Consider the following 12,235-nt stretch of genomic DNA (forward strand, 5'->3'; position numbering starts at 1 on the left):
CTGGCCCCTTTTGCAGTAATTGCTTTTACCTCCCACTAATTCCGCTACAATTTCCCTGTTTTCACGCATCCCCGTTGTCATCAAGGAACTCAAATGAGGCAAGATAAGCCCGGCGTGTTATTGGTTAATTTAGGTACGCCAGACGCCCCAACCACACCTGCAGTTAAACGCTATCTGAAACAGTTTTTAAGCGATCCGCGCGTGGTCGATGCACCGCGCTGGCTCTGGTGGCCGGTTCTCAATGCTGTCATTCTGCCGTTTCGCTCGCCGCGCGTGTCGAAGCTCTACGCATCGGTCTGGATGGAAGGTGGATCACCGCTGCTGGTTTACAGTCAGCGTCAGCGCGATGCCCTGGCGGCTCGCGTCGATATGCCCGTCGAGCTGGGTATGAGCTATGGCAATCCGAGCCTGAAAAGCGCAGCGGATAAGCTGATGGCGCAGGGCGTCACCCGCCTGATTGTGTTGCCACTCTATCCACAATTCTCCTGCTCTACCGTGGCCGCGGTATGGGATGGCCTTACCACCGTCTTCAGAGGGTATCGCTCGCTGCCCGATGTGCAGTTTATCCGTGATTACGCCGAACATCCGGCCTATATCGCTGCACTGAAAGCGACGGTAGAGCGCTCGTTTGAGCGGCACGGTCAGCCCGATCTGCTGGTATTGTCGTTCCACGGCATTCCGCAGCGCTTCGCCAACGAAGGCGATGACTATCCGCAGCGCTGTGCCGATACCACGGCGGCGCTGGTTAAAGCGCTGGGTCTGCGTGAGGATCAGTACATGATGACCTTCCAGTCGCGTTTTGGTCGTGAGCCGTGGCTAATGCCTTACACCGACAAAACCATGGAAAGTCTGCCTGCCAAAGGGATTAAACATGTTCAGGTCATGAGTCCGGGCTTCTCGTCTGACTGTCTGGAAACGCTGGAGGAGATCAGTGGTGAAAACTGCGAAATCTTTATGCATGCCGGCGGTGAGAAGTTTGAGTATATCCCTGCGCTGAACGCCGATGAGGCGCATATCGACATGATGGTGCAACTGGTCGACGCACGCCGTTAAAGCAGAGGCGGAGAGTGTGATATCATTCTCCGCCTGTTTTTCCAGACGGCATTCCCGATGAAATTTCCCGGCAAACGCAAATCCAAACATTACTTTCCGGTCAGCGCACGCGATCCCCTGTTACAGCCCGCTCAGCACGATGTTGATGCTGGCAGCTGGGTGGTGGGTATCGACCAGACGCTGGTGGATATCGAAGCCAAAGTCGATGACGACTTTCTCGCCCGTTACGGCCTGAGTGCCGGGCACTCGCTGGTTATCGATAATGCCGTTGCGGAAGCGTTATACAATGAGCTGATGCGCGATGCGCTGATCACCCATCAGTTTGCCGGTGGCACCATTGGTAACACGCTGCACAACTTCTCGGTGCTGGCTGACGACCGCTCCGTGTTGCTGGGCGTGATGTGCAACAATATCCAGATTGGCGGTTACGCCTATCGCTATCTCTGCAACACCTCAAGCCGGGTCGATCTTAACTATCTGCAGGGCGTTGATGGCGCTATTGGCCGCTGCTTTACGCTGATTGGCGAACATGGCGAGCGAACCTTCGCGATCAGCCCCGGCCAGATGAATCAGCTGCATCCGGATAATGTGCCTGAAGAGGTGATTGCCGGGGCGTCTGCGCTGGTACTGACCTCCTATTTGGTGCGCTGTGCCGAAGGTGAGCCGATGCCGCAGGCAACGTTACAGGCGATAGAGTATGCCAAACGCCATAACGTGCCGGTGGTGCTGACGCTGGGCACCAAACATGTGATTGGCGACAATCCTCAGTTCTGGCGGGATTTCCTGCGCGAGCACGTCAGCATCGTGGCGATGAACGAGGAGGAAGCGCTGGCGCTGACCGGCGAATCCGATCCGCTGCTTGCTTCCAATATGGCGCTGGACTGGGTGGATCTGGTGCTCTGCACCGCTGGCCCGATTGGGCTTTATATGGCGGGCTACACCGAAGACGAGTTCAAACGTAAAACCAACCATCCGCTGCTGCCTGGCGCGATTGCGGAATTCAACCAGTATGAGTTCAGCCGCGTGATGCGTCAGCAGGATTGCCAGCAGCCGCTGCGCATCTTCTCGCACATCGCGCCTTATATGGGCGGACCAGAAAAGATCATGAACACTAACGGTGCCGGAGATGGTGCGCTGGCGGCGTTGCTGCATGACATTACGGCCAACAACTATCACAGCCTGAATGTGCCGAACTCCAGTAAACATGCGCGTCCATATCTGACCTATTCGTCGCTGGCACAGGTGTGTAAGTATGCCAACCGCGTCAGCTATCAGGTGCTGAATCAGCATTCACCGCGTTTAACCCGCGGCCTGCCGGAGCGCGAAGACAGTCTGGAAGAGTCTTACTGGGATCGGTAACGCGGGTCGCCACAGGGCCTTAGATGACTGGCAACGTCTGGCTCGTTTAGCGGTGAGATCGAGCCTGCTCAGGGAACACGGTCAGATCGGAAAGGCGCTTAAACCATCCCTGGCCGCTCGGCCCGCGCGATTACGCACCTCATCCCTGAGGTGCGCCCGTTGCCGGGCCAACGCGTTGCGTTGTTCAAAAACGCTCCCGGCGTTTTTGTCCCAGACGCGGGACGCTTTCCTCCTCTGCCCGTGTTACCTGCGTATTGATTTTATTCTTTGCGGTAAAATTTACCCTGATTTTGATATATCAGTAGCCTGCGAGGCCTTGCTGAAAACGCATCAGCTCACTACGTCGCAGGGCTTTAAATCTTCGCCCTGCATCATCTCATCCTGCAGGATTTGCAGCATACTGCTGGCAATCTCACGTTCACCCATCACCACGCGCGAAGCGCCACGCTCCATGATGTACTCCACCTCATCGTCATAGTGAGCGCGGGCGATAATCTCGATATTCTGGTGTTTTTCACGCGCCGCCGTCACCACTTCACCCGCTTCATAGCCATTCGGTATGGTCAGTAACAGCCAGCGGGCGCAGTCGAGCCGTGCCAGTTCCATGGTGTCCGCGCGAGCGGCATTCCCCAGCACCGCCTTGATGCCCTGTTCGCGCAGCGCTTCGACCCGCGTTCGGGAGTTCTCAACCACCACCAGCGGAACATTAGCTTCAAGCAGCTTCTGACCAATCAGGCTGCCAACCCGGCCATAGCCCACAATCACTGCGTGATTGCAGAAATCCACCGGGATCTGCTTCTCTTCTTCGATGGCCTCTTCCAGCGTCTGCTCTTCCATGGTCTCCGTTTTTGCCAGGAAACGCTCCAGCAGCGTAAACAGAATCGGGTTAAGCATAATCGACAGAATAGCGGCGGCCAGTACAAGATTACGGCCCTCATCACTCAGCAGGCCCAGCGAGATGCCCAGACCGGCCAGAATAAAGGCGAACTCACCAATCTGCGCCAGGCTGACCGAAATGGTCAGTGCTGTGCGGCGCGAATGGCCGAGCAGCGACACCAGCAGCCACGCGGCGACCGACTTGCCCACCACGATAATCACCAGCGCGCCCAGTACCGCCAGCGGCTGCGTCACCAGAATCGACGGGTCGAACAGCATGCCGACCGAAACAAAGAACAGCACGGCAAACGCATCACGCAGCGGCAGGGTATCGCGTGCGGCACGGTGGCTCAGTTCTGACTCGTTCAGCACCATACCGGCGAAGAAAGCACCCAGCGCAAACGAAACATCAAAGAATTCAACGGCCCCAAAGGCGATGCCCAATGCCAGCGCTAACACTGCCAGCGTAAACAATTCGCGTGAGCCGGTGGCGGCGCTGCGGGCGAGGATCCAGGGCACGGCACGGCGTCCCACCACCATCATCAGCACCATAAACGCAGCGACTTTGCCGATGGTCCAAAGCAGGTCCCAGGCCAGCAGTCCGGCGCTGGCGTTGCCCTGTTCCATCATGCCCGCAATGGCTGGCAGCAGCACCAGCGTCAGCACCATCACCAGATCTTCGACAATCAGCCAGCCAATGGCTATCTGCCCGCGCTGGCTGTCAATCAGCTGTCGTTCCTCTAGTGCGCGCAGTAACACCACGGTACTGGCGGTAGAGAGGCAGAGACCAAACACCAGGCCGGTCATCCACGACCATCCCAGCGTCCATGACAAACCCATTCCCAGTAGCGTCGCGACGGCGATCTGCGCGATGGCACCGGGAATGGCGATCGACTTTACCGACATGAGGTCTTTCATTGAGAAGTGCAGGCCGACACCAAACATCAGCAGGATAACGCCGAGTTCTGCCAGTTCAGGGGCCAGATTGGTATCTGCGACAAAGCCGGGCGTAAAGGGGCCAGCCAGCACGCCGGCCATCAGGTAGCCAACGAGGGGCGAAATACGCAGGCGGTTTGCCAGCATCCCAAGGAGAAATGCCAGAACCAGCGCTCCGACAATGGTAGTGATCAACGGTGTGGTGTGATGCATGCCTGTCTCCTTGTATACAAATGTATCCGCTTGTAACAAATGAGTTTAAAACAAAATCATTTCTTTCGCTGAGCAATTTGCGGGAATACCTTAAAAAATCATGAAAAAAAGTCAAAACTACAATCGAAAGGGTGTTTTAGTCCATTATCCATAATATTGGCTGGTTTGACGGTTTAAACAGGGCCGGATAAATAAAAATTCGCTTCAGTAAATTACGCCGGTCTGGCATGAATAAGGGAAAAATGTGCATGCAGAGGGGTTAAAGCCTGCCAGCGGCACTTTTGCAGCAGTAAACAATTGGTTAACAACATGGTTTACTGCCTGTTTCTGCTCAGTCGTGAGAAACCGGACCCGGGCTGGCACGATAGCCCGCTGTTACACGGGTGTCACTCTGCGGCCACTTTCCTGCTCTGCAAAGGGGAAGCAGAGACGAAAAGCGTGAGCAGCTGCATGCACGCAGATGTGCATTGGTCTTGAGTTCGCCGGGGGAATATGCGACACAGTGGGGCAAAGCGGCAGATAATCGGGCCAGAAAGTTAATTAAGGAGAATCACCGTGTTGTTATCAAAATGGACAGGGGCAGGTGTGGCGCTACTGGCGGCCCTGATGCCGCTGTTTTCACAGGCCGCCGAGGCCGATCGCACCTATCGTTTCAGCCTGCTGCACACTAACGATGAGCATGGCCACTTCTGGTTTAATGCGCAGGGCGAATATGGTCTGGCGGCGCAGAAAACGTTGATGGATACCCTGCGCTACGATGTCCAGGCCAGAGGCGGCGGCGCACTGATTCTCTCTGCCGGTGATATCAATACCGGCGTGCCGGAGTCCGACGAGCTGGATGCTGAACCCGATTTTCGCGCGATGAACCTGATTGGCTATGACGCGATGGCGCTGGGCAATCATGAGTTCGACAAGCCGATTGCGGTTCTGCGCAAGCAGGAGAAGTGGGCGCGATTCCCGCTGCTGGCCGCCAACGTTTATCAGAAAGGCACCGATCAGCGCCTGTTTAAACCCTGGGCGGTATTCAACCGTCTCGGGCTGAAAATCGCTGTCGTCGGATTAATTACCCCGGATACCGTAAAACTGGCTAATCCGGCTGGGCTGACAGATACCGAGTTCCGCGATCCTGTCGCAGAAACGGTGAAGGCGGTTGCTGAACTGCGTGCCGCGGAGAAGCCGGACGTGATTGTCGCGCTGACCCACCTTGGCCACTATGACGACGGTAAGCACGGCAGCAACGGTATCGATGACGTCACGCTGGCCCGCAGCCTGCCTGCCGGCACAATCGATCTGATTGTGGGGGGGCATTCCCATGATGCGGTCTGCATGGAAAAAGAGAACGTCAGCGTCAAAAATTATCAGCCTGGCCAGCCCTGCAAACCCGATCGGCAGAACGGCATCTGGATTATGCAGGCCGACAAGTGGGGCAAATATGTCGGCCGTGGCGATTTTACCTTCCGTAATGGAGAGGCGTCGCTGGAGGCTTATCAGCTGGTGCCGGTCAACCTCAAACATCAGGTAAAGAATGCAGATGGCAGTGAGACCTGGCTCACCTGGCAGGAAGAGATCCCGAAAAATACCGCGATGATGAAGCTGCTGATGCCGTTTCAGAAGCGGGCAGAGGCGAAGCTGACCCTGAATGTCGGCAGCGTTGACGGCGACTTCAGCGGTGAAAAAGAGCAGGTTCGGTTTGAGCAGACCAATCTCGGTCAGCTGATTCTGCGCGCCCAGATGGCGCATACTAAAGCCGATTTCGCAGTGATGAGCGGTGGCGGAATCCGCACCTCGCTGAAAGCGGGCAAGCTGAGCTGGCGTGATCTGTTGCAGGTCCAGCCGTTCAGCAACCAGGTCGTCTCGGTCAGCCTGACTGGTGCAGAGATCAAAAAATATCTGGATGTGGTCGCCAATATTCAGCCTGACTCAGGCGGCTTCGCCCAGTTTGCTGGCATCAGCCTGACCACCGACGGTAAGCATGTCAGCGATGTCAGTATTAACGGCAAACCGATTGAAGATACGCAGCATTATCGCATGGCGACCAACAGCTTTAATGCGGCGGGCGGCGACGGCTATCCGCGTCTGGATAATCATGCCGGATACGTCAACAGCGGAGCAGTGGATGCGCAGGTGCTGCGCGACTTCATTAAGGCGCATTCACCGGTTAAAGCCAGTGACTATCAGCCGAAAGGGCAGATCGTACATCTGACCGATGAGCAGATTCGGGCGCGGGATGAGGCAGCAGAGAAAGCGCGGAAGCGTAACTATCCCAAAATGATTCTGGCGTGGATCTGGCCGTGGGGGAACGAAACAGCCGCCACGCATTGAACTGACCGGGAGGCGCTTGCGCCTCCCGTTTTTCTTACGCCCGGCAGGGGTGACGTCTGATCCAGCGCTCGCGCAGTTTGTCCCATCCCCAGTTGTAAGCCATGGTGAAAGGCAGGAAGAAGAGGAAAAAGGCCACTTCGACCAGGAAAGCTTCCCACAGGGTGATATCCAGCATCAGGGCGGCGATCGGCAGACCAATCAGGATAAATCCTCCTTCAAATCCCAGCGCATGTAACACGCGCACGCCCGGACCGCGTTTCTGGCCTGGCGCATAGAGCCGATCAAATCCGCTGTTGTAAATCATATTCCATAGCATCGCGACCGTAGAGAGCATGATCGCCAGCGAGCCCATCTGAAACAGCGGTTTATTCATGATCCATGCCGCCAGCGGCGAAACGGTCAGAATCGCCAGCGTTTCAAAGCAGACAGCATGAAGAATACGTTCTTTAAGTGAGCGGGTACGCATTGTTTGTTCTCCTTCAATAATGCGGCGCATTTTCACATGTCAGAATGCTAAGATAAAATGAACACCTATCGAAAAAAGCGATGGAACAGATGCGATACTCCCCGGAATCCCTTGAGGCTTTTATGCAGACCGTGGCGAGTGGCTCCTTTTCGGCCGCCGCGCGTGCGCTGGGTAAAAGTCAGTCCACCATCAGCGCAGCGGTGGCAAATTTAGAAGATGACCTCGGCTTTGCGCTGTTTGATCGCTCGGGCCGTCAGCCGATCCTCACCGAGCAGGGACGCCGGGTTGTTCCTCAGGTTCAGCAGATTCTGTCGGCCAGCGAGCGGCTGGATGCGCTGGCTATACGTCTGTCGCAGGGCGTTGAACCCCGGCTCAGTTTTGCCATGTCCGATTTCTGGCAAACCGATCATCATGAACATCTGCTCAGGCAATTTGATGCGCGTTATCCGGAGATTGAACTGGAAGTGATGATTGCTGAAGATGGTGATGTCCTGGATCTGCTGCAGGCCGGGCGGGTACATCTGGGGGTTGTGCGTGCGCAGCCCAATCTGCCGGTTGATATCGCAGTGGCGCGGCTGCAGGTTGAAGCGCAGATGGCGGTCTTCTTACATCGCGATCATCCGCTGGCACAGCCTGATACCCTGAGCGAAAGCGAACTGGAAGGCGTGCGACATCTGCGACTTAACACCTGGGTTGAGGCGCATGAACCCGCGCCCATGGGTCGCATCTGGTCAGCACCCACCTATTTGCTGTTGCTGGAGATGGCGGAGCAGGGATTTGGCTGGACGATCCTGCCACGCTGGCTGGTGAAACAGTTTGGGCATGGCGTGCTGAAAGAGTTGTCGATGTCGGGCTGGCCACAGCACATCGCCGTTGAAGTCGTCTGGTCACGACGAACGCCGCCCGGTCCGGCGGGGCGCTGGATGATCGATCAGCTGTGCGCCCAGCCGCGGGTTTAGTCGTGTCTGGCGATATCCGCAAACGGTGCATCCAGCAGGCGTGAAAGATCCTGAGGTGCCAGTTCAATATCCAGGCCCCGTTTGCCGCCAGAGATAAACATGGCGTCAAACGCGCTGGCAGAGTCATCGATTACCGTGGGCAGACGCTTTTTCTGCCCCAGCGGACTGATGCCGCCCACCAGATAGCCGGTAACCCGCTGTGCCAGCTGCGGATCGGCCATATCCGCTTTCTTCGCGCCCAGCGCTTTTGCCACCTTTTTCAGATCGAGCTGCGTCGATACTGGCGTAATCGCTACCGCCAGCTGTTTCGCCTCACCATTCAGTGCCACCAGCAGCGTTTTATAGACCTGGCGCGCATCAAGATTAAGCTTGCGGACCGCTTCGTCCCCAAAATGCGTTTCGTTACTGTCATGTTCATAAGGATGCAGCGTAAAGCTGACCTTTTGTTTTTCAAGTAATTTTACGGCGGGCGTCATACAGGTTCCTTACTAAGAAAAATCTTATTGCGCAGAATCATGGAAAAAGGTGGCGAAATTTTGTTCTTTGCGTAAAATTGGCCGCGCGCCAGCAATCTGATTGCTGAGCGATAACCAAAATCATAAACAAATTCCTCTTTGACGGGCCGATAAACTTATCGGCTCTCTTTTTTTCAGGGCTTCTTCAGCATCTCAGGCAGATTGTCTTCGCCGTAAAGATGCAAAGCACCCACCGCGACCACATAGTTTCCCGCCGCTAACCCCTGCAGCCGGTCACACCACTGCGCATTACGCTGACCGATCAACGTATCATTCAGCGCCTGACTGAACGTCGCGGGCAGGGTGATTTCCGGCTGGCGTGGCGGCGTATCAAGCCACCAGCTCACCATCATCTGCAGCAGTCGTGCATTAGTATGCCAGTGCAGCAGCGTATCCTGTAACAGCGCCATGCCATCATCCGGCAGCGCGGTCAGCAGGGCGATCTGCGCATCGGCACCTTCCAGTTCAATCACGGGTTTGTTCAGGCCTTTCGCTGCCTGCAACAACTGATAATCAATGCCATAGTCAGGCCGTAATCCCAGCCTCTGTGCCTGTTGTGCCTGTAACATCAGCGCCACCTGCCAGGCAGGCAGATTATCCAGCAGGCTAAGCGTAAAACTCATCTCCTGACACAGTGCGGTGAGCGTTTGCATCGCGCTGCTCTCAAGTCGTTCAGAGAGCGCAGGACGATCGCCGTGATGGTCAAAGGGTGAACCACCCTGGGTAATATCCGCTTCCACAATCAGCGCATCCGCCTGCTGCAACTGACGCAGCAGGCGAGCGGGCAACGGCTGCATGTCACGCGTTCCCATGTGGATGCTGCCCACCAGATGCAGCTGACGATCGCCAAGCCGGACATCCAGCGCAGGCCAGCGATAACTGGCGGGAAAAAGTTGGCTGATAAAGCCGCGCAGTGAGCGCCAGATGTTGCCTGTCATTCCCGGTCCTTTGCGATTCAAAACCCCATGCTAGCGACTTCAGAGCGTGAAAAACAGCGCTGAAACGGCGATTACTGGCGCGGTGGCCGGTAACGCAGCAGGCGGTTAGCATTGCTGACCACGGTAATAGAGGAGAGCGCCATCGCCGCACCTGCCACAATCGGGCTGAGCAGGGTGCCGGTCAGTGGATAGAGCACGCCGGCGGCTACCGGAATACCGATACTGTTATAGATAAATGCGCCAAACAGGTTCTGCCGGATATTGCGCAGCGTCGCGGAAGAGAGCGCTAACGCATCTGCCACGCTGTTAAGATCGGCGCGCATCAGCGTAATACCCGCGGTTTCTACCGTCACATCGCTGCCGCCACCCATCGCAATGCCCACATCCGCCTGCGCCAGTGCAGGTGCGTCATTGATGCCATCACCGACCATCGCGACGCGACGACCCTGCTGCTGTAGCTGTTCGATTGCAGTCGCTTTGCCTTCAGGCAGTACGCCTGCAATCACTTCATCAATGCCGGTTTCGGCAGCGATGGCGTGTGCGGTACTTTCATGGTCGCCGGTCAGCATAATCAGGCGATAACCCTGCTGATGCAGTCGTTTAAGGGCTGCACTGCTTTCAGGACGTAGCCGATCGCGCAGCGCGATAAGCCCGATGAGCTGACCCTGTTCAGCCAGCAACACCGGGGTGGCACCCTGTTGCGTCAGGCGCGTAATCGCTGCTTCTGCCGCCCGGTAGTCGACGCCGTTATCCTGCAACAGCGCTGCGTTACCCAGCAGCAGCGTTCTTCCATCCAGACTACCGCTGACCCCTTTGCCACGTATTGTACGAAATTGCGCTAACGACGCTGGCTGAGTCAGTTCCGCTTCGGCGACAATGGCTTTCGCCAGCGGATGACCCGAGGCGAACTCCAGCGCAGCCGCGGTCGCTAACACCGATTCACGGCTGGCATTACCCCAGACCATCACTTCACTGACCTGCGGCTTTCCAGCCGTCAGGGTGCCGGTTTTATCAAACACCAGCGTGTCGATCTGGCTGGCGCGCTGCAGGGCATCGGCGTCGCGCACCAGTACGCCCAGCTCGGCGGCACGGCCAACACCGGCAATAATCGACATCGGCGTCGCCAGTCCCAGCGCACAGGGGCAGGCGATAATCAGGACGGTTGTCGCGATCACCAGCATGTAAGCAATCTGCGGCTGCGGTCCGAACAGATACCAGATTGCGCCGCTGAGCAGCGCAATCAATACCACCACCGGGACAAACACAGCGGAGATGCGATCGGCCAGGCGGCCCACGTCCGGTTTGCTGCTCTGCGCCTGACGCACCAGCCGGATAATGCGCGACAGGGTGGTGTGATTCCCGGTTGCCCGGGCGATAAACTCTACCGCGCCATCCTGCACCAGGGTGCCGGCGAAGATCGCCGCACCCGGACTTTTGCTTTGGGGCACCGCTTCGCCGGTGAGCATCGCTTCATCAAACCAGGCTTCACCCGCAGCGATTTCGCCATCGACGGGTACCCGATCGCCGGTGACCAGGCGCAGCGTCATGCCTGGCTGGACGTCACTGACCGCGATCAGCCTGTCGCCCCGGGGATCGACCAGCCTCGCCTGGGCCGGTGTCAGATCCAGCAGTCGTTCCAGCGCTTTGGACGATCGCTGACGCGCGCGCTGCTCCAGCGCATGCCCCAGATTGATCAGGCCCAGGATCATCACGCTGGCTTCGAAATAGAGATGGCGCGCCTGCGGCGGGAAAAAGTCGGGCCACAGCACCACGCTAAAGGAGTAAATCCAGGCCGCGCCGGTGCCGAGTGCCACCAGCGTATCCATGGTGGCGCTGCCATTACGTAAACTGCGCCAGGCGCTGCGATAAAAGTGACTGCCGGTCACGACCATGATCAGCAAGGTCACGACGCCCAGCATCAGCCAGATGTCGTGGTTACGGTCGGTGAGCATCATGTTGTCGCCCACCATGCCCCAGACCATCAGCGGCACGCCAAAGGCTAACGCGATAGCCGCCTGCCAGCTGAAACGCCGCATCGCGCTGCGGGCGCTGTGCTGCTGCTTCTCACGTCGCTCCTGCTCGTCATCCACCACCTGCGCGCCATAACCCGCGGCATCAACGGCAGCCACCAGCTGCTGCGGGTCAGCATCGCCCAGCACCAGCGCACTGCGCTCGCCGAGATTGACCCGCGCCTGGCTGACGCCTGTGACCTGCTGTAGCGCTTTTTCCACCCGACTTACGCAGCTGGCGCAGGTCATGCCTTCAATCAGCAGCATGTGGGCAGGTAATGTTTTTTCTGCCGGATGAGAAGGAGTCTCCGTTGTCAGCGCCTCCGGCGGCGGCTCCGATGCTGTCAACGGTTCAGACTTTGGGGACGCGTCCGCCGTTTTCAGCGTCGCGTGATAGCCCGCCTGCTCAACCGTGGCGATCAGTGCAGCCGCATCCGCGTGACCCGAGACCTGTGCTTCCTGTTGGGTCACTTCGGCCTGGTCAACATCGTCGCGCTGTTCCAGTGCCTCTTTGACGCGTTTGACACAGTGGCCGCAGGACAAGCCGTCCAGTGCCAGAGAAATAGTGTGTGACATACTCAACTCCTCT

Annotated in this window: 9 protein-coding genes; 4 read left to right on the forward strand and 5 right to left on the reverse strand. The window is 57.4% G+C overall.

Annotated features, from left to right (window positions below; all coding sequences use genetic code 11):
- Positions 1-93 precede the first annotated feature (93 nt).
- Both hemH and AC6I8C_RS04670 read left to right on the forward strand, forming a co-directional pair.
- Positions 94-1,053: a ferrochelatase gene (gene hemH, locus AC6I8C_RS04665; RefSeq protein ID WP_497821738.1), complete on the forward strand. Its 960-nt coding sequence runs from the start codon at positions 94-96 to the stop codon at positions 1,051-1,053.
- Between the two features lie 57 nt (positions 1,054-1,110).
- Positions 1,111-2,412, forward strand: a complete 1,302-nt coding sequence (locus AC6I8C_RS04670; protein WP_013357029.1) for an inosine/guanosine kinase — start codon at positions 1,111-1,113, stop codon at positions 2,410-2,412.
- 330 nt (positions 2,413-2,742) lie between these two features.
- On the opposite strand, the gene ybaL is transcribed toward AC6I8C_RS04670, so the two are convergent.
- The gene (ybaL, locus tag AC6I8C_RS04675) at positions 2,743-4,437 is read right to left on the reverse strand and encodes a YbaL family putative K(+) efflux transporter (protein WP_497821739.1); all 1,695 of its coding nucleotides are present in this window, start codon (positions 4,435-4,437) and stop codon (positions 2,743-2,745) included.
- A 555-nt stretch (positions 4,438-4,992) separates the two neighbouring features.
- On the opposite strand from ybaL, the gene ushA reads away from it, so the two are divergent.
- Positions 4,993-6,759: a bifunctional UDP-sugar hydrolase/5'-nucleotidase UshA gene (gene ushA / locus AC6I8C_RS04680; protein ID WP_497821740.1), complete on the forward strand. Its 1,767-nt coding sequence runs from the start codon at positions 4,993-4,995 to the stop codon at positions 6,757-6,759.
- A 34-nt stretch (positions 6,760-6,793) separates the two neighbouring features.
- On the opposite strand, the gene AC6I8C_RS04685 is transcribed toward ushA, so the two are convergent.
- The gene (locus tag AC6I8C_RS04685) at positions 6,794-7,225 is read right to left on the reverse strand and encodes a multidrug/biocide efflux PACE transporter (RefSeq protein WP_497821741.1); all 432 of its coding nucleotides are present in this window, start codon (positions 7,223-7,225) and stop codon (positions 6,794-6,796) included.
- An 89-nt stretch (positions 7,226-7,314) separates the two neighbouring features.
- On the opposite strand from AC6I8C_RS04685, the gene AC6I8C_RS04690 reads away from it, so the two are divergent.
- Complete coding sequence (locus AC6I8C_RS04690; protein ID WP_497823309.1) at positions 7,315-8,184, forward strand: LysR family transcriptional regulator; 870 nt, start codon at positions 7,315-7,317, stop codon at positions 8,182-8,184.
- Here AC6I8C_RS04690 and ybaK read toward each other — a convergent pair.
- The 3 genes from ybaK to copA all read right to left on the reverse strand — a co-directional run bounded on the left by ybaK (position 8,181) and on the right by copA (position 12,222).
- On the reverse strand, positions 8,181-8,660 hold the full coding sequence (gene ybaK, locus AC6I8C_RS04695; protein ID WP_033731793.1) for a Cys-tRNA(Pro)/Cys-tRNA(Cys) deacylase YbaK: 480 nt from the start codon (positions 8,658-8,660) through the stop codon (positions 8,181-8,183). The genes AC6I8C_RS04690 and ybaK overlap by 4 nt on opposite strands.
- Before the next feature lie 173 nt (positions 8,661-8,833).
- Positions 8,834-9,637, reverse strand: coding sequence for a TraB/GumN family protein (locus tag AC6I8C_RS04700; RefSeq protein ID WP_497821742.1), 804 nt, complete (start codon positions 9,635-9,637; stop codon positions 8,834-8,836).
- 71 nt (positions 9,638-9,708) lie between these two features.
- Positions 9,709-12,222: a copper-exporting P-type ATPase CopA gene (copA, locus tag AC6I8C_RS04705; RefSeq protein WP_497821743.1), complete on the reverse strand. Its 2,514-nt coding sequence runs from the start codon at positions 12,220-12,222 to the stop codon at positions 9,709-9,711.
- Between the last annotated feature and the right edge of the window lie 13 nt (positions 12,223-12,235).

The organism is Pantoea sp. X-Soil-YNGN-844 (assembly GCF_059730595.1).

Bases quoted from the DNA above. Each gene is read 5' to 3' on its own strand.
- AC6I8C_RS04690 (WP_497823309.1), top strand. From the start codon at position 7,315: ATGCGATACTCCCCGGAATCCCTTGAGGCTTTTATGCAGACCGTGGCG.
- AC6I8C_RS04700 (WP_497821742.1), bottom strand. From the start codon at position 9,637: ATGACAGGCAACATCTGGCGCTCACTGCGCGGCTTTATCAGCCAACTT.
- copA (WP_497821743.1), bottom strand. From the start codon at position 12,222: ATGTCACACACTATTTCTCTGGCACTGGACGGCTTGTCCTGCGGCCAC.
- ybaK (WP_033731793.1), bottom strand. From the start codon at position 8,660: ATGACGCCCGCCGTAAAATTACTTGAAAAACAAAAGGTCAGCTTTACG.
- ybaL (WP_497821739.1), bottom strand. From the start codon at position 4,437: ATGCATCACACCACACCGTTGATCACTACCATTGTCGGAGCGCTGGTT.
- AC6I8C_RS04670 (WP_013357029.1), top strand. From the start codon at position 1,111: ATGAAATTTCCCGGCAAACGCAAATCCAAACATTACTTTCCGGTCAGC.
- hemH (WP_497821738.1), top strand. From the start codon at position 94: ATGAGGCAAGATAAGCCCGGCGTGTTATTGGTTAATTTAGGTACGCCA.
- AC6I8C_RS04685 (WP_497821741.1), bottom strand. From the start codon at position 7,225: ATGCGTACCCGCTCACTTAAAGAACGTATTCTTCATGCTGTCTGCTTT.